The sequence below is a fragment of the Streptomyces sp. NPDC020731 genome (assembly GCF_044334705.1).
Taxonomy (GTDB): domain Bacteria; phylum Actinomycetota; class Actinomycetes; order Streptomycetales; family Streptomycetaceae; genus Streptomyces.
In genome coordinates, this window is sequence record NZ_JBIRTN010000017.1 from 166,480 (window position 1) to 189,122 (window position 22,643).

Annotated in this window: 24 protein-coding genes and 1 pseudogene; 12 read left to right on the forward strand and 13 right to left on the reverse strand. The window is 73.1% G+C overall.

Features of this window, described 5'->3' with window-relative positions; genetic code table 11:
* Nucleotides 1-10 precede the first annotated feature (10 nt).
* Nucleotides 11-156: pseudogene (locus ACH4VX_RS25660) on the reverse strand (phosphogluconate dehydrogenase C-terminal domain-containing protein); the annotation flags it as partial.
* A 277-nt stretch (nt 157-433) separates the two neighbouring features.
* On the opposite strand from ACH4VX_RS25660, the gene ACH4VX_RS25665 reads away from it, so the two are divergent.
* Nucleotides 434-820 (forward strand): ATP-binding protein, encoded by a 387-nt coding sequence (locus tag ACH4VX_RS25665; RefSeq protein WP_398370410.1) that lies wholly within the window; start codon nt 434-436, stop codon nt 818-820.
* Between the two features lie 115 nt (nt 821-935).
* On the forward strand, nt 936-1,256 hold the full coding sequence (locus ACH4VX_RS25670) for a hypothetical protein (RefSeq protein WP_398370411.1): 321 nt from the start codon (nt 936-938) through the stop codon (nt 1,254-1,256).
* 204 nt (nt 1,257-1,460) lie between these two features.
* Here the strand turns inward: ACH4VX_RS25670 and ACH4VX_RS25675 are convergent, their stop codons facing one another.
* From ACH4VX_RS25675 to ACH4VX_RS25690, 4 genes are all read right to left on the reverse strand, one after another.
* The gene (locus tag ACH4VX_RS25675; RefSeq protein WP_398370413.1) at nt 1,461-1,814 is read right to left on the reverse strand and encodes a hypothetical protein; all 354 of its coding nucleotides are present in this window, start codon (nt 1,812-1,814) and stop codon (nt 1,461-1,463) included.
* Between the two features lie 162 nt (nt 1,815-1,976).
* The gene (locus ACH4VX_RS25680; protein ID WP_398370415.1) at nt 1,977-2,717 is read right to left on the reverse strand and encodes an FAD:protein FMN transferase; all 741 of its coding nucleotides are present in this window, start codon (nt 2,715-2,717) and stop codon (nt 1,977-1,979) included.
* A gap of 1 nt (nt 2,718) precedes the next feature.
* Entirely contained in the window at nt 2,719-3,126 is a 408-nt protein-coding gene (locus tag ACH4VX_RS25685; protein ID WP_398370417.1) for an FMN-binding protein, read from the reverse strand.
* 28 nt (nt 3,127-3,154) lie between these two features.
* Nucleotides 3,155-4,495 carry a ferric reductase-like transmembrane domain-containing protein gene (locus tag ACH4VX_RS25690; protein WP_398370419.1) on the reverse strand — a complete coding sequence of 447 codons (1,341 nt, stop codon included), beginning with the start codon at nt 4,493-4,495 and terminating at the stop codon, nt 3,155-3,157.
* Between the two features lie 149 nt (nt 4,496-4,644).
* Between ACH4VX_RS25690 and ACH4VX_RS25695 the strand changes: the two genes are divergently transcribed.
* The 3 genes from ACH4VX_RS25695 (at nt 4,645) to ACH4VX_RS25705 (ending at nt 8,094) form a co-directional block, all read left to right on the forward strand.
* On the forward strand, nt 4,645-5,334 hold the full coding sequence (locus tag ACH4VX_RS25695; protein WP_398370421.1) for a response regulator transcription factor: 690 nt from the start codon (nt 4,645-4,647) through the stop codon (nt 5,332-5,334).
* Nucleotides 5,335-5,372: 38 nt separating this feature from the next.
* On the forward strand, nt 5,373-6,791 hold the full coding sequence (locus ACH4VX_RS25700; RefSeq protein WP_398370471.1) for a sensor histidine kinase: 1,419 nt from the start codon (nt 5,373-5,375) through the stop codon (nt 6,789-6,791).
* 250 nt (nt 6,792-7,041) lie between these two features.
* Entirely contained in the window at nt 7,042-8,094 is a 1,053-nt protein-coding gene (locus ACH4VX_RS25705; protein WP_398370423.1) for an NAD-dependent epimerase/dehydratase family protein, read from the forward strand.
* Here the strand turns inward: ACH4VX_RS25705 and ACH4VX_RS25710 are convergent.
* Both ACH4VX_RS25710 and ACH4VX_RS25715 read right to left on the reverse strand, forming a co-directional pair.
* Nucleotides 8,045-9,157 (reverse strand): sensor histidine kinase, encoded by a 1,113-nt coding sequence (locus ACH4VX_RS25710; protein ID WP_398370425.1) that lies wholly within the window; start codon nt 9,155-9,157, stop codon nt 8,045-8,047. The genes ACH4VX_RS25705 and ACH4VX_RS25710 overlap by 50 nt on opposite strands.
* Nucleotides 9,158-9,160: 3 nt before the next feature.
* A complete protein-coding gene (locus tag ACH4VX_RS25715) occupies nt 9,161-9,889 on the reverse strand; it encodes a response regulator transcription factor (protein ID WP_398370427.1) in 729 nt (242 codons plus the stop codon).
* 104 nt (nt 9,890-9,993) lie between these two features.
* On the opposite strand from ACH4VX_RS25715, the gene ACH4VX_RS25720 reads away from it, so the two are divergent.
* The 3 genes from ACH4VX_RS25720 to ACH4VX_RS25730 are packed head-to-tail and all read left to right on the forward strand — an operon-like array spanning nt 9,994 to nt 12,028.
* Nucleotides 9,994-10,716, forward strand: a complete 723-nt coding sequence (locus ACH4VX_RS25720) for a glycosyltransferase family 2 protein (protein WP_398370428.1) — start codon at nt 9,994-9,996, stop codon at nt 10,714-10,716.
* Nucleotides 10,713-11,336, forward strand: a complete 624-nt coding sequence (locus ACH4VX_RS25725) for a DUF2064 domain-containing protein (protein WP_398370429.1) — start codon at nt 10,713-10,715, stop codon at nt 11,334-11,336. Before ACH4VX_RS25720 ends, ACH4VX_RS25725 begins: the two co-directional genes overlap by 4 nt.
* 5 nt (nt 11,337-11,341) lie before the next feature.
* The gene (locus ACH4VX_RS25730) at nt 11,342-12,028 is read left to right on the forward strand and encodes a class I SAM-dependent methyltransferase (protein WP_398370473.1); all 687 of its coding nucleotides are present in this window, start codon (nt 11,342-11,344) and stop codon (nt 12,026-12,028) included.
* Between the two features lie 224 nt (nt 12,029-12,252).
* Here ACH4VX_RS25730 and ACH4VX_RS25735 read toward each other — a convergent pair whose 3' ends face one another.
* Nucleotides 12,253-12,681 carry a hypothetical protein gene (locus tag ACH4VX_RS25735; protein ID WP_398370431.1) on the reverse strand — a complete coding sequence of 143 codons (429 nt, stop codon included), beginning with the start codon at nt 12,679-12,681 and terminating at the stop codon, nt 12,253-12,255.
* Entirely contained in the window at nt 12,678-13,973 is a 1,296-nt protein-coding gene (locus tag ACH4VX_RS25740) for a molybdopterin-dependent oxidoreductase (RefSeq protein ID WP_398370433.1), read from the reverse strand. Before ACH4VX_RS25740 ends, ACH4VX_RS25735 begins: the two co-directional genes overlap by 4 nt.
* Before the next feature lie 113 nt (nt 13,974-14,086).
* On the opposite strand from ACH4VX_RS25740, the gene ACH4VX_RS25745 reads away from it, so the two are divergent.
* Entirely contained in the window at nt 14,087-15,412 is a 1,326-nt protein-coding gene (locus tag ACH4VX_RS25745; protein ID WP_398370435.1) for a hypothetical protein, read from the forward strand.
* Between the two features lie 18 nt (nt 15,413-15,430).
* Here the strand turns inward: ACH4VX_RS25745 and msrB are convergent, their stop codons facing one another.
* The 4 genes from msrB to ACH4VX_RS25765 form a co-directional block, all read right to left on the reverse strand.
* Nucleotides 15,431-15,838 (reverse strand): peptide-methionine (R)-S-oxide reductase MsrB, encoded by a 408-nt coding sequence (gene msrB, locus ACH4VX_RS25750; protein ID WP_398370437.1) that lies wholly within the window; start codon nt 15,836-15,838, stop codon nt 15,431-15,433.
* Between the two features lie 14 nt (nt 15,839-15,852).
* Complete coding sequence (murC, locus tag ACH4VX_RS25755) at nt 15,853-17,241, reverse strand: UDP-N-acetylmuramate--L-alanine ligase (RefSeq protein ID WP_398370438.1); 1,389 nt, start codon at nt 17,239-17,241, stop codon at nt 15,853-15,855.
* 80 nt (nt 17,242-17,321) lie between these two features.
* Nucleotides 17,322-17,795 carry an indole-3-glycerol phosphate synthase gene (locus tag ACH4VX_RS25760; RefSeq protein ID WP_398370440.1) on the reverse strand — a complete coding sequence of 158 codons (474 nt, stop codon included), beginning with the start codon at nt 17,793-17,795 and terminating at the stop codon, nt 17,322-17,324.
* Between the two features lie 195 nt (nt 17,796-17,990).
* Nucleotides 17,991-18,776 (reverse strand): pyrimidine reductase family protein, encoded by a 786-nt coding sequence (locus ACH4VX_RS25765; protein ID WP_398370442.1) that lies wholly within the window; start codon nt 18,774-18,776, stop codon nt 17,991-17,993.
* Nucleotides 18,777-18,813: 37 nt separating this feature from the next.
* On the opposite strand from ACH4VX_RS25765, the gene zapE reads away from it, so the two are divergent.
* From zapE to ACH4VX_RS25780, 3 genes are all read left to right on the forward strand, one after another.
* Nucleotides 18,814-19,917: a cell division protein ZapE gene (zapE, locus tag ACH4VX_RS25770; RefSeq protein ID WP_398370444.1), complete on the forward strand. Its 1,104-nt coding sequence runs from the start codon at nt 18,814-18,816 to the stop codon at nt 19,915-19,917.
* 395 nt (nt 19,918-20,312) lie between these two features.
* On the forward strand, nt 20,313-20,894 hold the full coding sequence (locus ACH4VX_RS25775) for a carbonic anhydrase (protein ID WP_398370445.1): 582 nt from the start codon (nt 20,313-20,315) through the stop codon (nt 20,892-20,894).
* Nucleotides 20,895-20,902: 8 nt separating this feature from the next.
* Nucleotides 20,903-22,369 (forward strand): SulP family inorganic anion transporter, encoded by a 1,467-nt coding sequence (locus ACH4VX_RS25780; protein ID WP_398370446.1) that lies wholly within the window; start codon nt 20,903-20,905, stop codon nt 22,367-22,369.
* Nucleotides 22,370-22,643: the final 274 nt, after the last annotated feature.

Genomic DNA, 22,643 nt, shown 5'->3' on the forward strand with positions numbered 1-22,643 from the left:
CCCCGGCGGGTCAGCGCCGGATCTTTTTGATCTTCAGCATGCGCGTGATGACCCTGTCGTGCTCCTCGTCCTCGAAGGCCTTCTCCCAGCCGTCGCGGACGATGGGCTCCGGCCGTCGTCCAAGGCGAGCAGGCAGGCGTCGGAGAACGGGTTCGAGTCCTCGCTGAGCAGGCAAGGTGACCGTCGTGCGAAGACCCAGAATCGAGTGTTCATCGACCGAGACCGGACGAGCAGTCTGATGCGACCCACGCACCGAGAGAAGAGCGCATGCGTACCACCGTGATCAAGGTCAGCCGAGCGGTGACTGCCGCTGTGGTGGCGGTTCTTGCCGCTGGCTGTGGTGACGCTGTCGGGTCTTCTGCCCCGCCCACTGTCACTTCCTCGGCGGCATCCTTCGGTCGGAGAGAGGTGCAGACAGACTTGGACGCGGCCATTGCGGCTGCCGGGTTGCCCGCAGGACGGACCGAGGAGCGCGGCCGTCGCCCGCAGGCTCGTCCGGACCGCTCTGGCCACCTGGGGCCTGGAGGAGCACATCGACGACGCCATGGTGGTCATCACGGAGCTGGTCTCGAATGCCGTGAGCCACGGCCGTCTCGCCTCGATCCGCGTGATCGTCTCGCGGCCCGCGGAGAACAGGGTGCGCCTCGGGATGGTCGACCGCTCGAAGGTCATCCCGATGATGCGGACCGATTCCAACGGTGATCAGCTCCGTGGCCGTGGTCTCGTCCTGGTCGATTCCCTGACCGAGCGCTGGGGCACGGACCTCTACCAGTGGGGCAAGCAGGTCTGGGGAGAGCTGAAGTGCGAGCCGGCCCGATGACTGAGGAGTACGAGAAGGCGTACAAGGCCCTCTATGACCACGCACTGAAGTGTCCGGTCTGTCCGGGGAACTGCACCGAGGGGGCCGCTCTGCGGCGCTCCGTGAGAGAGGCGCGATGACGCGATGCATCAGCGGCGAGCATGACTTCCCCATCGAGGACGGACAGGGGGCCTACTGCCCGGAGCACGGCGTGACCCTGTTGTGGAAATGTTCAGTTTTCGCATGGGGCAACCTATTTGCAGAGCCTGGGCGTCTGGACAGCAGCGCGTTTCCCTGGCTGAGCGACCTCACGGACGAGCAGGCGTACGAGTTCCTGGACGAGGTGATCCGGGCGGCTCAGGAGGCCGAAACCCGCACCGCCTTCCTCCACGCGCTGGACGACCTCGTGGAGCAGTGCTCTCCCGCCCCCACTCTCCGTTACGAGGTCAGACCGTAACGGCTCCCCGTCCCCTGTGAGGGCTGAGAAGAGCCCGGCCGTCCGTGCGGTCGGGGCCCTTCCCTACCTCTGTAACGCAAGCGGCTTACATTGCCGACAACGGAGGCGGGGCCCTTACGTAATCGAGGCGAATCGGCAGGCAGGAACAGCAGGAGACGGTCAGCCGCCGTAGGGCGAAATTCGGCCGTCGGCGGTGTCCTCAGCTCAGTGAAACTCGTGAACCAACTGGATCCTGCCGACGATGTGGGCGTTGAACTCCTCCAGTTCCTCGGCCGGTACCCACAGTTCGAGGATCGTCCGTCCGCCTGCCTGCTGGACCGGGTATCTGCGCAGGAAGCCGGACTCGACTTCGAACCGGGTGACGAAGCCGGCGCCGTCGTGCTTGACGTTCCAGTCCCGCGCGATCCTGACGGCGTAGTCCTCGTTGAGGACCGGGTAGAAGATCGGCTGCTCGGGAAGCCGGGGCGGCCAGGCACGCCAGTCCAGCTCACGCACCAGCTCCAGTTCCTCGGGGCCGGTGGGACGCCACAGGGTCGTCGTTGCTTGCTGGCTGGTCACGTGAACCGCTCTCCGGGCGGGGCGACCGCCGATGCGGTCGGCCGGGAACCCGATGGTATCGACAGCTCGTCCACGGCGGCCACCGGGTTTCGGGCTTCACTCCACAGTCGCGACCAGCGGTGCCGTGTACGCCGGGAGTCTCGCGCGGAGCCCCGGCAAGCGCTACGCCGCCTCCCCCGCCGCCCCCGTCGCCGGGAACCCCGGTGATCGCACGACCCGCCGGTCCGCCCTCACCGCGAACACCTCGCAGCCGGGGCGTGCGGCGGCCCACCCGATTCCTTCCGTCCCCAGCGCGAAGGCCGCCGTGGCGACCGTGTCCGCCTCCGTCAGGGTCGGGGCGGTCACGGTGAGGGCGAGCAGGCCGGTCGCCGGGTGGCCGGTGCGGCCGTCGATGATGTGGTCGCCGCGTCCGTAGCGCGCGGAGGTCGCGACCGCGCCGTCGGTGAGGTCGAGGACGGTGCACAGCCGGTCGGCGTGTTCCGGGTGCCGTACGCCCACGCGCCACGGCCCGCCGGCGGCGACCACGTCCCCGCCGGCGTTGAGGCAGAACCGCCGCGCTCCGGCCGCCCGCAGCAGATCGGCGCCCTCCTGCACCGACCAGCCCTTCACCACCGCGCACGGATCGAGGCGCCGGCCCGGCAGCCGTACGTCGAACGCGCCCCCGGTCGCGATCCGGTACCGCTCGCACAGGTCGAGGACCTCGGTCAGCCCGGGGCTGAGCTCGTCCGGGCCCAGCTCGCCCCGGTCCAGCCTGGAGACCTCGCTGTCCTCGCGGAACGGGCTGAAGCGGGCGTCGGCCTCCCGCAGCCAGGCGAAGAGGTCGTCCGCCGCGGATTCCCGGAATCCCTCGTCGTCGACGCGCAGCGACACCGGGAAGCCCATGACGTGTTCGACGCGCCGCATGTCAGGAGCCCTGCGCGTCGAGGGCGGCCTGCAGGGACTCGCGGTAGCCGTCGCTGGTGACGGTGGCGCCGGAGACCGTGTCGACGTCGGCGCTCTGTGCCTGGAGCGTCTCCTCGATCAGGACCGGCACGGCGGCCGTGGTCTGCGGGTGGTCCGGCTGCCGGAGCATCCGTACGGCGCTGATGCGGTCGCCGTCGAGGGTGACCTCGACCTGTACGGGGCCCTTCTCGGTGTCGACGGTGGGGCCCGCGACGACCCGGGTGGTGCTGCCCGGGGAGCCCGGGGAGGTGGACACCGAGGGGGCGGGCGCGGGTTCGGCGACCGCCGGCGCAGGGGCCGACGGGGTGTAGCGCCAGACCGGGATCAGTCCGGCGACGGTCAGGACCAGGACGGGCAGTGCTCGTTTCACGGTGTTCTCCTCATGCGCCGTGCGTCCGTCATCCGGCCAGGCTGAAGCGCTCGTGGTGGATCTGCCGCTTCGGTACGCCCAGTTCGCGCAGGCCGCGCAGGACGGCGGTGGTCATGCCGGGCGGGCCACAGACGTAGACGTCCCGGTCGGTCAGGTCGGGCACGAGGCGGGACAGCTCGCCGGGGGCGAGCCGGTCGGGTACGGGCGGGCCGGTGACGAGGTGCAGTTCGGCGCCCTTGGCGAGGGCGAGTTCGCGCAGTTCGCCGTGGAGGACGGCGTCGGCCTCCGTGTTCACGCGGTAGAGGACGACGGCGTGGCCGTGCAGTTCCTCCAGCAGGGCCCTGATCGGGGTGACGCCGACGCCGCCGGCGATGAGCAGGGCGTCCGGGCGGGTGCGGTGCAGGGTGGTGAAGGCGCCGTAGGGGCCCTCCGCGAAGACACGGGTGCCGGGCTTCAGATGGCGCAGGGCCGCGCTGCCGTCGCCGGCCGCCTTGACGGTGAGCCGCAGGGTACGGCCGTCGGGCGCGGCGGACAGGGAGAACGGGTTCGCCTGCCACCAGCGGTCCTTCGTCAGGAACCGCCACAGGAAGAACTGGCCGGCGCGGGCGGGCAGCCGGTCCAGGTCGCGGCCGGTGATGTGGACGGACACCACCTGGTCGTTCTCCGGGACGACGGCCGTGACCCGCAGCCGGTGACGCCGGTTCCGCCACAGCGGAAGCACCAGCCGGCCGGCGAACACCGCGGCGAGGGCGGCGCCCCACAGCCCGTACCAGTAGGCGGTGGCGGCCGTCGAGGCGGTGAAGGTGGAGCCGACGGCGACCTGGTGGGTGAAGGCCAGCACCACGGCGACGTAGCTGTACAGGTGGATGAAGTGCCAGGTCTCGTAGGCGAGGCGGCGCCGCGCGCGGCGGGCCGAGACCGCGCCGACGACGAGGATCAGCGCCAGCGCGACGACCGCGCGCAGCACGCCCTCGACGGTCTCCGCCAGGTCGACGAGCTGGTTCACCGGGTCCAGGGAGGACATCTCGGCGTAGCCGAAGGTGATGAAGACGGCGTGGCCGAGGAGCGTCCACAGCAGGCCGAAGCCGACCCGGCGGTGCCACAGGGTCAGCCGGTCCATGCCGATCCGGCGGTCCAGCCAGGGCAGCCGGGCCACCAGCAGCAGCTGGAACGCCATCAGCAGGGCGGCGTACAGGCCGGTGAGGCGGCCGAGCACGACGAGGGCGTTGGCGCCGAAGCCCGCCTGGACGAAGAAGACGGCCACCACCAGCGCGTTCGCGGCGAGCAGGCCGTACAGGCCGATGCGCGCCACCGCCTCGGGGCGTCGCCTCGCGGTGGGGGGCGCGGGAGGCGATTGGACAGCTGTCACGCCGGAAACTCCTTGATCGGGTCCTGGAACACCGAGCTTGGTCACAGGTGCTGTCGATTCCCTGTCGGTCGACTTTCAAGTTTTTATCGATCAGGGCGCGGATGTGCACCGCCTCTGGCGCCGGAGGCGGTGTGCCGCAGTATGGGCGGGTGGAAAAAGTACGACTCCTCGTCGTGGACGACGATCCGCCGATAGCCGACCTGGTGGCGACGGTCGCCCGCTACGAGGGCTGGGAGGCGGTCACCGCCAACTCGGGTGAGGAGGCGCTGCGCCGTGCCGCCGAGTTCCGCCCGGACATCGTGGTGCTGGACCTGATGCTGCCGGACGTCGACGGTTTCGGCGTCCTGGACCGGTTGCGGCGCTCCGGGACGATGGTGCCGGTGGTGTTCCTCACCGCGCGGGACGGGGTCGCCGACCGGGTGGCGGGGCTGACCCGGGGCGGGGACGACTACCTGGTCAAGCCGTTCGCCGTGGAGGAGCTGATGGCCCGGCTGCGGACGGTGCTGCGGCGCAGCACGGGGCCCGGCTTCCAGCGGTCGGTGCTGCGGGTGGCGGACCTGACGATGGACGAGGACACCCGCGAGGTGCGGCGCGGTGAGCGGCTGCTGTCGCTGACGCCGACCGAGTACGAGGTGCTGCGCTATCTGATGCGCCGGTCGCCGACCGTGCTGACCAAGGCGCAGATCCTGGACCACGTGTGGGAGTACGGCTTCGGGGGCCGCTCCAATGTGGTGGAGCTGGTGGTGAGCCGGCTGCGGCGCAAGCTGGACGACACCGGTGAGCCGCTGATCCGGACGGTGCGGGGCTTCGGGTACGTGATCCGGCAGGCCGCCGGGTGACGGCGTCCGTCCGGCGGCTGCGGGACACCTACCGGCGGATGCGCCTGGGCACCCGGCTGGCGCTGGGCCTCGGGGTGCTGTCACTGGCGGTGTTCGCGGTCGTCGGCACCGCCCTCACCACGTACATGCACGACTATCTGGAGCGGCAGCTGGGTGACCAGCTGAAGCTGATCCAGGCCGTGCAGGCCAAGGACGCGGCGGCGCACGGCACGGTGAGGCGGAAGCCGTACTACGGCTGGTACACGGCGGTGTACGACGTCTCCGACGACGCGGTCACCCTGCGCAGGCCCTCCGACGTGCCCGAGGACACCCGCGCGCTGGCCGACCTCGCGCGGGCGATGGCGCACTCCGACACCGAGCTGACGCGCACCGCGCGCATCCACGGGGAGGGCACGTACCGGCTGCGCGGCTGCGAGGTCGAGCCGGGGGTGGTGCTGGTGAGCGCCGCGCCCGTGGAGGACATCGAGGAGACCGTCGGGCAGCTGGTCACCGTGCAGGTCGTGGTGTTCGCGCTGGCGCTGCTGGCCCTGGTGGTGTTCGGGCGGCGGATGCTGCGGCGCGGGCTGAAACCGCTGAGCGACATGGCGCACACCGCGCACGGCATCGCCTCGCACGATCTGACCGAGTCCGCGGCGCGGCTGCCGCTGCGCGCGGACGGGCGGGACGGGGGCCTGGAGGTGGCGGAGCTGCGCACCGCGTTCAACACGATGCTGGAGCACATCGACGACTCCCTCGCGGTGCGCGCGGAGGCCGAGCTGAGGCTGCGCCGGTTCGTCGCGGACGCCTCGCACGAGCTGCGCACCCCGCTGATGTCGGTGCGCGGCTACGCGGACCTGTTCCAGTACGCCGCCGCCAACGAGCCCGCCGAACGCGAGCGGCATCTGGCCCGGCTACGGGCGGAGGCCGCCCGGATGGGCGTGCTCCTCGACGATCTGCTGCTGCTCGCCCGGCTGGACGCGGCGGAGGTGGAGGCGCCGCTGCGGACGGCGGACACGGACCTGGTGGAGCTGGTCCAGCAGGCCGCCGACGCGTTCCGGGCGGGCCGTCCGGGGCATCCGCTGGCGGTGACGGCCGGTGCCGGCCCGCTGGTCCTGCGGCTCGATCCGCAGCGCGTACGGCAGGTTCTGGACAACCTGCTCACCAACGCCGCCGTGCACACCCCGGCCGGTACCCGGGTGTCCGTGGCGGTCTCCGGCGCCGGTGAATCGGCGCTGGTGCGGATCGCCGACGCGGGCCCCGGTGTCCCTGCGGAGGACCGGGAGCGGGTCTTCGACCGCTTCTACCGGGTCGACAAGGCCCGCAGCCGGGACCGGGGCGGCAGCGGGCTGGGCCTCGCGGTCGCCCGGTCGCTGGTGCGGGCGCACGGCGGCGACATCGAGCTGAGCAGCGCGCCGGGGGCGACGGTCTTCACCGTACGGCTGCCGCTGGACGGCGGTATCCGACGGCCCGGTCAGTGAGGGGCGGGCTCACGGCTCCTGACGAGAGCCCCGCGGCGAACGCGGCTTCCGGCTTCCGGCTTCCGGCTTCCGGCTTCCGGCGGGAAGCATCCCGGCGTTCGCGGCCGAAACCACCCATCGGCAGGCGTCCGGGCGGGCCGCGCTCACCGGTCTCACCGGGCCGGTGCCCGGCGGGGCGACGGTCTTACGGAGCGGTGACATGCCGGGCGCGGCCCCGCTGTCCGGCAGGATCCGCGCCTAGCGTGGACGCATGCGTGTACTGGTCACCGGCGGTGCCGGGTTCATCGGGTCCCAGGTCGTCGAGGCGCTGGAGGCGCGCGGGCACGAGCCCGTCGTGTTCGACGTGCGCACCGATCCGACGGCGGACGTGCGCTCCCCCGGCGCGGTGCGCGCGGCCCTGTCCGGTGCGGACGCCGTCTGCCACCAGGCGGCGATGGTCGGCCTCGGCACCTCGTTCGCCGACGCGCCCGAGTACGTCTCCCGCAACGACCTGGGTACGGCGGTGCTGCTGGCCGCGATGGCGGAGGCGGGCGTGGGCCGGCTGGTGCTGGCCGGGTCGATGGTGGTGTACGGCGAGGGCCGCTACGCCTGCGCCCGGCACGGGGTGGCGCGTCCGGGACCACGGACCGTCACCGACCTGGCGGCCGGGCGCTTCGAACCCGCCTGCCCGGTGTGCGGGGCGGACCTCGCACCGGGCCCGGTCGGCGAGGACGCCCCGGTCGACCCGCGCAACGTGTACGCCACGACCAAGCTGGCCCAGGAACACCTGGCCGCCGCCTGGGCCCGGTCGACGGGCGGTTCGGCGGTGTCGCTGCGCTACCACAACGTCTACGGCCCCGGTATGCCCCGCGACACCCCGTACGCGGGCGTCGCCTCCTTCTTCCGCTCGGCGCTGGCGCGCGGCGAGGCCCCGCGGGTCTTCGAGGACGGCCGTCAGCGCCGGGACTTCGTGCACGTACGGGACGTGGCGGCGGCGAACGTCGCCGCGCTGACCGCGGACCCGGCCGCCGGGGCGCTCACCGCGTACAACACCGGCAGCGGCACCCCCCACACGGTCGGCGAGATGGCCGGTGCCCTGGCTGCCGCGTACGGCGGTCCGGATCCGGTCGTCACCGGCGAGTACCGCCTGGGCGACGTCCGCCACATCACGGCGGACTCGTCCCGGCTCCGCGCCGAACTGGGCTGGAAGCCGGAGGTCGGCTTCGAGGAGGGCATGCGGGAGTTCGCGTCGGCGGGACTGCGGGACGGCCGGGTCAGCTCTCCGTCGCCGGGAGCGTCACCTCGAAGCGGCAGCCGCCGGTGACGTTGCGGACGGTGGTGCTGCCCCGGTGGGCCTCGACGATGCCGCGGACGATGGCGAGGCCGAGGCCCGCGCCGGCCGGTGGGGTGCGGGCATGGGTGCCGCGCCAGCCGGTGTCGAAGACGCGGGGCAGGTCCTCCTCGGGGATGCCGCCGCAGCCGTCCGTCACGGACAGCACCACGCCCTCGTCCGAGCGCCGCGCGGCGACGGCGACCGTGCCGTCGGCCGGGGTCCGGCGGATCGCGTTGACCAGCAGATTGCCCAGCACGCGGCTCATCTCCCGCCCGTCCACCTCCACCGGCACCGGCTCCACCCGCTCCCCGACGAGCCGTACGCCGTGCTCGTGGGCGAGCGGGTCCGCGCCGGCGAGGGCGTCGCCGATCAGGTCGTACAGGGAGATCCGGGAGAGCGAGAGGGTCAGCGCGCCGGCGTGGATGCGGGAGAGCTCGAAGAGGTCGCCGACCATGTCGTTGAGCCGCTCCACCTCGGTGCGGATCTGCCTGAGGTAGCGGTCGGGTTCGGCGGCGACGCCGTCCTCCAGCGCCTCGGCCATCGCGCGCAGTCCGGCGAGCGGGGTGCGCAGGTCGTGGGAGATCCAGGCGACGAGTTCCCGGCGGGAGGACTCCAGGGCGCGTTCGCGGTCCCGCGACTCGGCCAGTCTGACGCTGGTGGCCGCCAGCTCGCGGCTGAGCGCGGCGAGTTCGGCGGTGGACGGGCGCTCGGGTGCGGCGAAGTCGCCGCCGTCGCCGAAGGAGCGGGCGGCGAGCGCCAGTTCGCGGCTGCGGGCGACGACCCAGCGGCCCAGCAGCAGCGCGGTGACCGTGGAGACCACGGCGGCCATGGCGACGACCGTCGTCACCACGCTCAGGTCGTGCGCCGACAGGAACATCGCCCGGGCGACGGCCAGGGTGCCCGCGAGCATCGCCGCGACCGCGACCCCGGCGACCACCGCGAGATGCGCGGTGAGCGACCACCGCCGGATCAGCAGCAGCACGCACGCGCCGAGCACACCGGCCGCGGCGGCGCCGAGGAAGGCGAACAGGGCGATGAGCAGCATGTCCCGCATCGCTCACTCCTCCCCGGCACCGGCGGCGGGATCGAAGCGGTAACCGACGCCCCACACGGTCTGGACGATCCGGGGCCGCGCGGGATCGTCCTCGACCTTGCCGCGCAGCCGCCGCACGTGGACGGTCACGGTGGACAGGTCACCGAAGTCCCAGCCCCACACCTCCCGCATCAGCTCCTCGCGCGCGAAGGCCCGGCCGGGGTGCCGCAGGAAGAAGGTGAGGAGGTCGAACTCGCGGATGGTGAGGGCGAGTTCGTTCCCGTGTTTGGTGGCCCGGCGGGCGGCGGGGTCGACGGCGAGACCGGCGGCCCGCAGCAGGCCGGACGCGGCGGCCGGTGCGGGGCGGGTGCGGCGCAGTACGGACTCCACGCGCAGGACGAGTTCGCGCGGGCTGAACGGCTTGGTGACGTAGTCGTCGGCGCCGACCTCCAGGCCGAGGATGCGGTCGTCCTCGTCGCCCCGCGCGGTGAGCATGATGACCGGCACGGGCCCCTGCCCGCGCATCCTGCGGCACACCTCCAGGCCGTCCATGCCGGGCAGCATCAGGTCGAGGACGACGAGGTCCGGCCAGTGGGCCGCCGCGCGGGCGAGCGCGTCGGGGCCGTCGCCGGCCCGGTCGACGACGTATCCGGCGCGGTCGAGGTAGCCCGTGACGATCTCGGCGACGGTGGGGTCGTCGTCGACGACGAGGACCCGGGCTCCGGCCTCGGCGTTCGGTGGTCGCTGCTCCATGCGGCCAGCCTCGCACCACGCGCGCGCGAGCGGTGCGGCCAGGTCGGCGACGTCCGTGTTCCGTAAGGAGACGATGCCCGGTATGCCCTTTTCGTGTTCGTAGGGTGAGAGCCGTGACCACCTCCTCCCCCGCCCCACAGCCGGGCCCGCCGTCCGTGGACGTCGTCCTCCCCTGTCTCGACGAGGCCGCGGCGCTGCCGTGGGTACTGGAACGCGTCCCGCCCGGCTGGCGCGCCCTCGTCGTGGACAACGGCTCCACGGACGGCTCCGACCGCATCGCCCGCGAGCTCGGCGCGACCGTCGTGCGCGAGGAGCGGCGCGGCTTCGGCGCCGCCTGCCACGCCGGACTGACCGCCGCCACGGCCGACATCGTCTGCTTCTGCGACTGCGACGCCTCGCTGGACCCGGCGGACCTGGTGCCGTTCGTCCGCGAGATCCGAAGCGGCGGGGCCGACCTGGTGCTGGGCCGGCGCCGCCCGCGGGCGCGCGGCGCCTGGCCGGTGCACGCCCGCGCGGGCAACCTCGCACTGTCCCGGCTGCTGCGCCGCCGTACCGGACTGCGGCTGCGCGACCTCGGCCCGCTGCGGGCCGCCCGGCGCGAGGAGCTGCTCGCCCTGGACCTGACCGACCGGCGCAGCGGCTATCCGCTGCAGATGGTGGTGCGCGCCGCCGACGCCGGCTGGCGCGTCACCGAGCACGACGTCCCGTACGCGCCGCGCACCGGCGCCTCCAAGGTGACCGGCACCTGGCGCGGCACCTTCCAGGCGGTACGGGACATGAGCCGCGTACTCCAGGAGGCGCCGGTGCGGGAAGGGGTGGCCTCGTGACCTCCACGCCCTCCGTGACGCTGCTCGTCATCGCCAAGGAGCCCCGGCCGGGCCGGGTGAAGACCCGGCTGACCCCGCCGTTCACCCCCGAGGAGGCGGCGGGGCTCGCCGAGGCCGCGCTCGCGGACACCCTGGACGTCGTGGCGCGTACGCCCGCGCGGCGCCGGGTGCTGGTGCTGGACGGGGCGCCGGGGCGCTGGCTGCCGGCCGGTGTCGAGGTCGTACCGCAGGGCGCGGGCGGGCTCGACGAGCGGCTGGCCGCCGCGTTCGCCGGGTGCGACGGACCCGCCCTCCTCATCGGCATGGACACACCCCAGGTGACCCCGGAGCTGCTCACCGTGGACTTCGCCGACTGCGACGCGTACTTCGGCCCCGCCGAGGACGGCGGCTTCTGGGCACTGGGCCTGGCCGAGCCCGATCCCCGGCTGCTGCGCGGGGTCCCCATGTCGACCCCGGGGACGGGAGCCGCGCAACGGCGGCGGCTCGCGCATCTGCGGGTGCGGGAACTGCCGCAGCTGCGGGACGTGGACACGGCGTACGACGCCACGCTGGTCGCCGGTGAGGCGCCCGGCGGCAGGTTCGCCGCACGGCTGGCCCGGCTGACGGCGGCCCACCGGTGAGCGGGGTGCGGGCGGCGGCGCGCGTGGGACACCAGCGGACGGCCCCCGCCGCCGAGCACGCCTGGTCCGCCGATCCCTACGCCGACGCCCTGCGCGCCGGCCGGGGGCCGCTGTTCCTGCGCCGCGCCGACGGATGGCTGCTGCCCCTGGACGTGGAGCGCTGGTGCGCGGCGGCCGACGCGGCGGACCTGGAGGTGCTGCGGCGCCGCGAGGGCGCGGTGCTGGACGTGGGCTGCGGGCCGGGACGACTGGTCGCGGCCCTGGGCGCCCGGGGGCACCGTGCGCTCGGCATCGACGTCAGCGAGGCCGCGGTCGCGCACACCGTCGGGCGCGGCGGGCAGGCGCTGCTCCGTTCCGTCTTCGACCCGCTGCCCGGCACCGGCCGCTGGGGCACCGCCCTGCTCATGGACGGCAACCTCGGCATCGGCGGTGATCCGGGCGCCCTGCTCGACCGGCTGGCCCGGGTCCTCGTGGGGGGCGGGCTGCTGCTCGTCGAGACGGTGCCGTACCCGGACGTCGACGAACGCGCCCTGGTCCAGGTCACCGACGCCCGCCGCGCACCCGGCGCTCCCTTCCCCTGGGCCCGCCTCGGGACTCCGGCGCTGGTGCGGTACGCGGAGGGGGCGGGCTGGCGGGCGGAGGACGAGTGGTCGGCGGGCGGGCGCTGCTTCGTGGCGCTCCGGGCGAAGTAGGGACGGGTTTTTTCGCCCCCGCCGCCCCTTCCCGACCCGACCCGGGGCGCCGCCCCCGGACCCCCCGCTCCTCAAACGCCGGAGGGGCTGGAGGTCGGCCCGTCCGGAGGTACCCCCTCTGGGGAAGTTCGAGGACGAGGCCCGTTCAGGGCCGAAAGGGGGATCTGGGGGCGCAGCCCCCAGGGACGGGAAGGGAAGGGGCGGCGGGGGCGACAACACACAGGTCAGGCGTCGTCAGCCGACGGACGCCTCCTCCCGCCCCGCACCGCGAACACCACCGCCGACCCCCCGAACAGCACAGCCGTGACGATCAGCCACCGCACCACGTACCCGTCCGCGGACAGTCCCGCGACGCTGGCGTAGCGCTCCGACACCCGCCCGCTGATCAGCGGGAACCACACCAACAGCAGCAGCCCGGACAGCGCGGCCGGCACCCGCACGCAGTTGACCCACCCCCTCCGCCGCCCCGCACCCTTCACCAGCACCCGGTCGGCCGCCGCGTACAGCGGCAACAGCACCAGATCATGGATCACCGCCGCCCCCACGAACCACAGCGCGACCACGACCCAGTCACCGTCGAGCAACCGCACCCCCGCGTACGCGCAGAGGACGAACGAACCGAGCAACACGAACAGCTTCACAGGTCGCCTCACAGTTCACCGAAGGTCAGCCGGGCGACCCACTTGGTGTGGAGCACGCCGGGCGCGGCGGGGACGATGATCCGGGCCGGGTGGCCGTGGTCGGGGGTCAGTTCCTCGCCGTTGACGGACAGCGCGAGCAGGGAGCGCGGGTCTGCGACCTGGTTGGCGCGCAGCGCACCGCGCCGGAAGGCGCCCCGGCGTTGCAGTGACTCCACGAACACGTCGACCGGGTCGTCGTGGCCGACGAGTGCCGCGAGGTCCCGCAGCCGTACGCCCCGCCACCACTGGTCGGAGGTGGACCAGCCCTCCACGCAGGCGATGGGCAGGTCGGCGCTGTGCAGCGGCATGCCGAGCAGGTCGGCCCTGCTGAGCCGTACGGTGCCGGTGGGCCCGGTGACGACCAGCCGCCACGCCTCCTCGCTCGTCTCGGCGGCGCGGATCCCCGCGTACGCGGCCGTCTTGTTGATCTGGAAGCCCGCCGGTCCGGTGCCGGGTTCGGGGCCGCCGTGCGGGGTGAGGACGGCGATCTCGCGCAGCGGTCCGTCGAAGCTGCGCCCGCCGGAGGTGACGAGGAGCAGCAGCGAGCCGCCGCCGACCAGCCCGAGCGCTCCACGCCGTGAGACGGTCGGCGGGTCGGGATGGGTGGCGGCCAGCTCGTCGGCCTCTTCCTCGCCCCGCTCCCCGGCTCCCTCGTCCGCCCGCTCCTCGTCCCCCTCCCGCATCCTCCGCAGATTGCGGAGCGCCACCGGTGTTTTCAGCACCGCGTGGGCGAGGAACGCGCCGAAGAACACCCAGGCGCCGTAGAAGTGCAGGGGGTAGAAGGAGCCGGGGAAGACGTAGTCGAGCTGGATGTTGAGGATGCCGGTGGTGAACTCGAACAGCGCGCCGCCGACCAGGAGCAGCAGCGAGATCCGCTCCAGGGCGTGGGTGAGCGAGCGGGCGGGCGGCAGGGTGAACAGCCTGGGCACCACCGACCACAACTTGGCCAGCAGCACCGGGACGAGCACGAGACCGAGCGTGACGTGGACGCCCTGGGTGAGCCGGTACAGCCACGGCGGGTCGGTGGGCCAGGAGAAGAGGTAGAAGCCGAGGACGCCCTTGTCGGGAGTCTTGTCGTTCACCGGCGCGAGGTCCGGGTTGTACGCGGCGTACGACAGCAGTCCCGTCACGAACAGGATCGTGACGCCGGCGAGGAGGACCACCCCGAGCACCGAGGTGAACCAGGGGCCGCGCAGCGGGCTGCGCCAGAAGTCCGGTGCGAACGGGCCTCGCGCGAGGCGGGTGGGGAGGAAGGACCGAGGCATGTGCCGACCGTAGGTCCGCACCACCCCGTGAAAGGGTGCGGAAGCGATGACGAAACGCTGACGTCCGCCCTTGTCAGCCGTCCGCCGCCGCTCCCCCGGCCTAGCGTGGCGGCGTGAACCGCGATCTTCCCCGTGCTGTCGCCCGTGACCTCTCGGCGGTCACGGCCGCCGCACTGCTCGTCCTGGCCGCCGTGCTGATCGGTGCCCGGATCCAGGACCGCCACGGCACGCTCCGGGTCGGCCGGCCGCCGCTGCTGGCCGACTGGGCGCCGCACGCCGGTCCGGGCACTCCGGCCGCGCTGGTCGTCGCCGCCGCCGTGGTGGCGTACGGGCCCTCCCTGGCCGCCCGGCTGTCCTGGCGGCGTCTGCTGCTCACGACGTGGGCGGTGTCCCTGGCCTGGACCTGGTCGCTCGCCCTCGTCGACGGCTGGTACCGGGGTGTGGCCGGGCAGTTGACCACCACCCACGAGTATCTGCGGGCCGTCGGCCGCTTCCGGGACGTCCCCGCCGCCCTGCGGGACTTCGACGCGCACATCCTGCTCGACAGCCCCGACAACTGGCCCGCCCATGTCGCCGGTCACCCGCCGGGCGCCACGCTCACCTTCGTCCTCCTCGACCGGATCGGGCTGGGCGGCGGGGGGTGGGCGGGCGCCTTCGTCATCACCGTCGGCACCACGGCGGCGGTCGCGATCCTGATCGCCGTACGCCGGCTCGCCGACGAGCCGCTCGCCCGCCGCGCGGCGCCCTTCCTGGTCCTGGCCCCGGCGGCGGTGTGGGTGGGCACCTCGGCCGACGGATACTTCACGGCGGTCGCCGCCTGGGCCGTCGCCCTGCTCGCCCTCGCCGTGACCGGACACCGCCCGGCGTGGACCGGCTTCGGCTCCGGACTGCTGTTCGGGCTCACCGTGTATCTGTCGTACGGGCTGACGCTGTTCGCGGTGACCGGCGCGGCCGTCCTGCTGCTGGGGACGCGGCGGCTGCGGACGCTGCCGTACGTGACCGCCGGGTTCCTGGTCGTACCGGTGGTGTTCACCGCGCTGGGCTTCGACTGGTGGGAGGCGTACCGGCTGCTGGTCACCCGCTACCGCCAGGGGGCGGGCGGGGTGCGCCCGTACGGGTACTGGGTGTGGGCCAACCTCGCGTGCACGGTGCTGATCACCGGCCCGGCGACGGTGGCCGGGCTGCGCAGGGGCGGGGGCGTACTCGTCAAGGACCGGGGCACCGCCGCCCGCCTGGCGGTGCTCGTGGCGTCCGCCCTCCTCGCGCTGCTGATCGCCGACCTGTCGGGGATGAGCAAGGCGGAGACGGAACGCATCTGGCTGCCCTTCGCGTTCTGGCTGCTCCCCGCCGCCGCCCTGCTGCCCGGCCCGCGCGCCTGGCTCGCCGCACAGGCCGTCCTCGCGCTGCTCCTCAACCACCTGCTGCTCACCGGCTGGTGAGCGGCGGGCGGGTACGGATCAGCCCTCCGTGGGCTGCAGCGTCAGCGAGATGCTGTTGATGCAGTACCGCTGGTCCGTGGGCGTCGCATACCCCTCACCCTCGAACACGTGCCCGAGGTGGGAGCCGCAGCGGGCGCAGCGGACCTCGGTGCGCACCATTCCGTGCGACCGGTCCTCGATCAGCTCCACGGCGTCGGTGTCCTTCGGGTCGTAGAAGGACGGCCAGCCGCAGTGCGACTCGAACTTGGTGGTCGAGGTGAACAGCTCGGCGCCACAGGCGCGACACGAGTAGACGCCGGTGGTGCTGGTGTCGGTGTACTCGCCGGTGAAGGCGGGTTCCGTCGCCGCCTGGCGCAGAACGGCGTACTCGGACGGGGACAGTTCCGCGCGCCACTCCTCGTCCGGCTTCTCCACGTCGTACGGCATGAGCTTCCAGCCCCTTACTTCGACAGACGGTCCAGGATCCGCGGGCCGAGGTCGGTGACGTCGCCCGCTCCCATGGTGAGAACGAGATCACCGGGCCTCGCCATTCCCGCGACCACCTCGGGGATCTCCGCCTTGTCGTGGACGGCGGTGACGTCCGCGCCGGCCACCCGGGCGGCCTCGATGATCAGCTCGCTGGTGACACCGGGGATCGGGTCCTCGCGGGCCGGGTAGACGTCCAGCACCACCGAGGCGTCGGCCAGGGACAGGGACCGGCCCATCTCCTTGCCCAGCTCGCGGGTGCGGGAGAACAGGTGCGGCTGGAAGACCACGAGGATGCGGGCGTCCCCGACGGCGGCGCGCATCGCCTCCAGGTCGGCGGTCATCTCGGTGGGGTGGTGCGCGTAGGAGTCGACGACCTGCACGCCGGCGGCCTCGCCCTTGAGCTGGAGGCGCCGCTTCACCCCGGTGTACGCGGCCAGCGCGGGTGCCAGCTCGGCGGCCGGGATGCCGAGCGCGGCGCCGGCGGCGAGCGCGGCCACCGCGTTGTGCGCGTAGTGCCGGCCGGGGACCGACACGGTGAAGGTGAGCGGGGCGCCGTCGAGCTCGACGGTCACCTCGCTCTTCAGCCCCTGCGGGACGACCGACAGCACCCGCACATCGGCGTCCGCCGACTCCCCGTACGTCACGGTCCGCACCGAGCCGTCCAGCCGCCGGGTCAGCTCGCGGGCGCCCTCGTGGTCGGCGGAGATCACCAGGGTGCCGCCGGGCACGATCCGGCCGACGAACGTCCCGAAGGACTCGTGGATCTCCTCCATGGACGCGTAGTTGGCGTGGTGGTCCAGCTCCACGTTGAGGATGATCGCGACCTCGGGGGCGTACGTGTGGAAGCTGCGGTCGGACTCGTCGGCCTCGGCGACGAAGATCTCGCCCTCGCCGTGCAGCGCGTTGGAGCCGGGGGCGTCCAGGTCGCCGCCGATCGCGTACGACGGCTCGCGGCCCAGTTCGGTGAGGGAGACGGCCAGCATGGAGGTGGTGGTGGTCTTGCCATGGGTGCCGGCCACCGCGATCGGCCGCAGTCCGTCCATCAGGGCGGCGAGGGCGTCGGAGCGGTGCACCACCGGGACGCCCAGCTCGGCCGCCCGGACCAGCTCGGGGTTGTCCTCGCGGATCGCGGAGGAGACGACCACGCAGCTGGCGTCGTCGGCGAGGTGGCCGGCGGCGTGGCCGATGTGCACGGTGACGCCGAGGGCACGCAGGGCGTCGGCGGTCGGGGAGTCCTTGGCGTCGCTGCCGGCCACCTTCGCGCCACGCTGGGCGAGGATCTTGGCGATGCCCGACATTCCGGCGCCGCCGATGCCGATGAAGTGCGGTCGGTCCATGGCGGTAGGAAGGCCGGGTGCCATGCGTGTTCTCCCAGTGGTGCGACGAGCGGGACGGCGGTCTTCGCGCCCTCGCGGGAGAGCCGGGAGAGCGCCGCCCCAGCCTATGCCTTGCTGTGCGAGAAGAGTTTCAGCACCGGCACCCCGACCTTGTGCCGGGCCCGGGAGGCCCAGTCGCGGTGGAAGAACTCCTCCACGTAGTGCGGGTCGGTCAGCACGATCACCTCGTCCGCCCCGACCTCCTCCACCATGGCCTTCAGCGCGTCCAGCGGGTGGTTCCCGATGAGGCGGCCGTCCGCCGTGTCGCCGGTGGCGCGCAGGGCCTGCAGGGAGACCGCCAGGGCCCGCTCGCCCATGCCCTTGGCCTCGTCGCCCTCGGGGGTCTCGCCCTCGCGGACGGCCTCGTCGAGCTCGCCGAGCGCGACGTCGTCGATGGCTCTCAGCAGCCGGTCGGCCTGTTCGCCGCGCGGCTGGAGCAACACGTGGAAGGAGACCTGCTCGTCGCCGTGCAAAGTGGTGACGAACTCCACGTCGGCGGACGTCAGGGCCTTCTCGATCATCAGTACGCTTGTGAACACCAGGCGCCCCTTCTCGTTCGAGGACCCTAGGGCCCCTCTCTGCTCCGTAGGCCGAGCCAGGCCCTGCGGAAACCATCCTGCCCCGTGTTCGCACGGGTACTGCCGGATTCAGTGTTGCCCCTTCCCGCACCGGCCGGACGGATGCGTTCCGCCGATCACCTGACAAGCGGCCACCATCGGGCGCTCCCACGGACGTCAGGACCGCTGGTACCGCGTGAACAGGAAACCGTCCTCCTCCAACATCGACTTCAGCGTGAAACGCCGCGGAAGTGTTACGGACGGTCCACCGGCGATGCGCTGCGCGTCACCGGCGGTGAGCATCGGCGAGACGGTCAGACAGAGCTCGTCCAGCACCCCGGCCGCCACCAGTTGGCCCAGCAGCCGCGGCCCGCCCTCGGTCAGCAGCCGGGTGTGCCCGAGGTCCGCGAGGGCCCGCACCGCCCGCGCGGGGTCCACCGCTCCCCCCTCCCCTGCGGTGACCACCCGGGCGCCCGCCTTCTCGGCGGCGGCCACGCGGTCCGGGGCGGCCCCGGCACCGGTCAGCAGCAGCGTGGGCACCAGGGGGGAGGTGAACAGCGGCAGCGAGAAGTCCAGGTCCAGACCGGCCGTCACCACCGCGATCACGGGCGCGGGCCCCTGTCCGGACGCCTCCCGCGCGGCCGCGAACTCCGCACGCGCGCGCGACGGACGGTAGCCCTCCTGCCGTACCGTCTGCGCGCCGACGACCACGACGTCGGCGAGCGCCCGCAGCGTGCCGAAGATCCGCATGTCGGTCGCGCAGGAGATGGGCCCCGAGCGGCCCTCGTGCTGGGCAGCCCCGTCGAGGGTGGACACCATGTTGGCCCGCAGCCACGGCTCCCGCCCCTCCGGCCCCGGCTCGGGGTAGGCGTACGCGGCGGCAAGTTCGGCGAGGCTCCACTCGCGAGCCGCTGTTTCGTCGGTCACGTCGGTCACGTCGGTCACGGGGAACAGGCGTCGCATGCCGGGCAGTCTTCCACGGCCCGTAGCATGGTGAACCGTGTCGTCCTCCTCCCCCGCCCCCCGTCCCGGTCCGATAGCCGACGTGGCCCCGCTGTCCCTGTGCGCCCGTGAGCCGCACGTGCCCGCGGACCGGCTCGTCGCCGAGATGGTGCCGCCGCCGCGGTTCGACTCGGTCCGCTTCGACACCTACCTCCCGGACCCGGACCGGCCGAGCCAGACCGAGGCCGTGCGCGTCCTGGAGGGTTTCGCGGCCGGCCTCGACGGGACGGCGGCCGGCGACCCGGGCCGGCGCAGGCTGTTCGGCTTCGGCAGGGCGCCGAAGAAGGCCCAGGCCGGGCCGCGCGGCGTCTACCTCGACGGCGGCTACGGCGTCGGCAAGACCCACCTGCTGGCCTCCCTGTGGCACGCCACCCCGGCCGATCCCTCCCTCAAGGCGTTCGGCACCTTCGTGGAGCTGACCAACCTGGTCGGCGCCCTCGGCTTCCAGCAGACCGTGAGAACCCTCTCCGGGCACCGCCTGCTGTGCATCGACGAGTTCGAGCTGGACGATCCGGGCGACACCGTGCTCGTCTCCACCCTGCTCGGGAAGCTGGTCGAGGCCGGCGTGGCGCTCGCCGCCACCTCGAACACGCTGCCGGACAAGCTCGGCGAGGGCCGGTTCGCGTCGGTGGACTTCCTGCGTGAGATCCAGGGTCTGTCGGCCCACTTCCGCGCCCTGCGCATCGACGGCGAGGACTACCGCCACCGGGGTCTGCCCGAGGCGCCGGCGCCGTACTCCGACGAGCTGGTGACGCGGACGGCGCACGCCACCGAGGGCGCCTCGCTCGACGCCTTCCCCGACCTGCTGGAGCATCTCGCGCGGGTCCATCCCAGCCGCTACGGCGCCCTGACCGACGGACTCCGCGCGGTGTGCCTCACCGGTGTGCGTCCGGTGCCGGACCAGTCGACCGCGCTCAGGCTCGTCGTCCTCGCGGACCGGCTCTACGACCGTGAGGTACCCGTACTCGCCTCGGGGCTGCCGTTCGACCAGCTGTTCAGCGAGGAGATGCTGAAGGGCGGCTACCGCAAGAAGTACTTCCGGGCGATCTCGCGGCTCACCGCGCTGGCCCGCGACGCGGGACGGCTCACCGGGTCCCGGTGAACCGCGTGTCCGATACCCGATCGGATTGTCGCTGATCAAGGGCGGGTTCGCGCCAACACACCCTTTCTTTTCAGGCTCTCTTCGCCACGAAACATCGAGTTAACCCTGCAAACGACTTTGCAGGGTTAACGTGCTTCTTGACCAACCATTGACCAAGCGTTGGTGTGCGGAAGAGGTGCGAACCGCCTTGCGAAGCACGCATGCCCCAAGGTCCGGCGACCGCGGCCACACCCCGGCCCCCTGCCGTCGCTTTACCTGCGCTTCACTTCTTCGCGTTTCCCTCGCCCTTCGCATCCGCGCATACGTTCCGTGAGGCAAGGGCCATGGGTCAGCGAAGTCCGACCTTCGTCATGCCCGTCCGACGCGCCCCCACGCGCGCCAGGAGGTATCACCAGATGCAGCCCCTCATCGACAACGCCCGCACGTTCGGACAGCGCCCTGAGGAGTTCGCCCGCCTCGCCGAGGGACAATCCCCCGACGTCCTGTTCATCACCTGCTCCGACTCCAGGGTCGTACCGGCCCTGATCACGGGCGCCCGGCCCGGCGAGCTCTTCGAGCTGCGCACCGCGGGCAACATCGTCCCGCCGTACGCCCCCGGGCGCCCCACCGCCGAGGCGGCCACCGTCGAGTACGCGGTGGGGGTCCTCGGAGTCACGGACATCGTGGTCTGCGGCCACTCCCACTGCGGAGCCATCGGCGCGCTGGTACGCGGCGACGACCTGGATGCCGTGCCCGCCGTGCGCGACTGGCTGGCGCACGCCGCCGACGAGCCGGCGTCGGCCGACGCGGCGGACCCCGCCTGCGCGGAGGCCGTCCAGCACCACGTCCTGGCACAGTTGCTGCGGCTGCGCTCGTACCCATGCGTCCAGCAACGGCTGGCCTCGGGCCGGCTCCGGCTGCGCGGCTGGTACTACGAGGTGCACACCGGAGCCGTGCGCGAACACCGCGCGGGCACCGACGCCTTCGAGACGCTGTGAGCACGGCCGTGTCCAGGTTCCCTCACCTGCGGCAGGACTTCGCCGCCTCGCTCGTCGTGTTCCTCGTCGCGCTCCCGCTGTGCGTGGGCGTCGCCGTCGCCTCCGGTGTCCCGGCCGAACTCGGCCTGGTCACCGGCATCGTGGGCGGGCTGGTCACCGGTCTGCTGCCGGGCAGCAGCCTGCAGGTGTCCGGCCCGGCCGCCGGGCTGACCGTGCTGGTCTTCGAGGCCGTCGACACCTACGGACTGCCCGCGCTCGGCGTGATCGTGCTGGCCGCCGGGCTGCTCCAGCTGATCATGGGCGCACTGCGGCTCGGGCGCTGGTTCCGCGCGATATCGATCTCGGTGGTCGAGGGCATGCTGGCCGGCATCGGTCTCGTGCTCATCGCCGGCCAGTTGTACGCGGCGGCCGGGCTGACAGCGCCCGCATCCGGCGTCGACAAGCTCCTCGGGCTGCCCGGGGCCGCCGTGGACGCGCTCGGCAGCACCGAGGCGCTCGCCTCGCTGGCGGTCGGCGCGGGCACCGTCGCCGTGATGGTGCTGTGGCGCCGGATGCCGGGCCCGGCCGGCGCCGTACCGGGCGCGCTCGCGGCGGTCCTGCTGGCGACGGCGGTCACCCTCGCGTTCGGCGTGCCCGTCGCGACGGTCGAGGTGCAGGGCCTGCTCGACGCCGTCCAGCCACCCGGCGCGGACGCATGGGGCTCGATGGGTGTCGGCGTCCTCGGCACGATCGTCGCCTTCACCCTGATCGCCTCCGCCGAGAGCCTGTTCAGCGCGGCGGCGGTGGACCGGCTGCACAACGGTCCACGCACCCGGTACAACAAGGAGCTGATGGCGCAGGGCGCGGGCAACGCGGTCTGCGGGGCTCTGGGCGCGCTGCCGATGACCGCGGTCATCGTGCGCAGCTCGGCCAACGTCCAGGCGGGCGCGAGGACCAAGGCGTCCCGGGTGCTGCACGGCGTGTGGCTGCTGCTGTTCGCCGCGCTGCTGCCGTCCGCGCTGGCGCTGATCCCGCTGCCCGCGCTGGCCGGCATCCTCGTCCACGCGGGATGGAGGCTGATCCCGTTCCGCGGGGTGGCCGCGCTGTGGCGGGGCCACCGGGGCGAGGCGCTGATCCTGGTGGTCACCGCCGTGTCGATCGTCGTGGTGAACATGTTCGAGGGCGTGCTGATCGGTCTGGCCCTGTCGGTCGCCAAGACGGCCTGGGAGGCCTCGCAGACGAAGCTGGAGGTCACGGACAAGGGCGCGGGCCCCCTCCAGGTCTGCCTGTCGGGCACCGCGACCTTCCTGCGCCTCCCGAAGATCCTGGACACCCTGGAGTCCCTCCCCCAGGACCGCCCCGTCGAACTGGACCTCACCGGCCTCCACCACGTCGACCACGCCTGCCACACGGCCCTGAAGAACTGGTCCGAACGCCACAGCACACCGGGCACGAACCCGGTGAAACTCACGGAGACGCCGGTCACTGCCCCCTGAGGGCGCAGGGAACCGAGCCTCTTCAGAGGCGCGGGACTGTGCCGACATGCGGCTCCGCCGCGTGAGCGCCGCTCCATCCAGGGGCGCGGGACTGTGCCGACATGCGGCTCCGCCGCGTGAGCGCCGCTCCATCCAGGGGCGCGGGGAACTGCGCGAACGGGGGTCCGGGGGCGGAGCCCCCGGGGACGGGCCGGGAAAGGGCGGCGGGGGCGCAACACACCCCGTCACCCACCCCGGCATGGCCCCGCACCTAACACCGGGCATATCGTTGCAG

What these genes read in the sequence shown, in the direction of transcription:
- ACH4VX_RS25670 (WP_398370411.1), top strand. Translation starts at nt 936, where the DNA reads ATGACGCGATGCATCAGCGGCGAGCATGACTTCCCCATCGAGGACGGA.
- ACH4VX_RS25680 (WP_398370415.1), bottom strand. Translation starts at nt 2,717, where the DNA reads ATGCGGCGCGTCGAACACGTCATGGGCTTCCCGGTGTCGCTGCGCGTC.
- ACH4VX_RS25700 (WP_398370471.1), top strand. Translation starts at nt 5,373, where the DNA reads ATGCGCCTGGGCACCCGGCTGGCGCTGGGCCTCGGGGTGCTGTCACTG.
- ACH4VX_RS25705 (WP_398370423.1), top strand. Translation starts at nt 7,042, where the DNA reads ATGCGTGTACTGGTCACCGGCGGTGCCGGGTTCATCGGGTCCCAGGTC.
- ACH4VX_RS25710 (WP_398370425.1), bottom strand. Translation starts at nt 9,157, where the DNA reads ATGCGGGACATGCTGCTCATCGCCCTGTTCGCCTTCCTCGGCGCCGCC.
- ACH4VX_RS25715 (WP_398370427.1), bottom strand. Translation starts at nt 9,889, where the DNA reads ATGGAGCAGCGACCACCGAACGCCGAGGCCGGAGCCCGGGTCCTCGTC.
- ACH4VX_RS25740 (WP_398370433.1), bottom strand. Translation starts at nt 13,973, where the DNA reads ATGCCTCGGTCCTTCCTCCCCACCCGCCTCGCGCGAGGCCCGTTCGCA.
- msrB (WP_398370437.1), bottom strand. Translation starts at nt 15,838, where the DNA reads ATGCCGTACGACGTGGAGAAGCCGGACGAGGAGTGGCGCGCGGAACTG.
- murC (WP_398370438.1), bottom strand. Translation starts at nt 17,241, where the DNA reads ATGGCACCCGGCCTTCCTACCGCCATGGACCGACCGCACTTCATCGGC.
- ACH4VX_RS25765 (WP_398370442.1), bottom strand. Translation starts at nt 18,776, where the DNA reads ATGCGACGCCTGTTCCCCGTGACCGACGTGACCGACGTGACCGACGAA.
- ACH4VX_RS25775 (WP_398370445.1), top strand. Translation starts at nt 20,313, where the DNA reads ATGCAGCCCCTCATCGACAACGCCCGCACGTTCGGACAGCGCCCTGAG.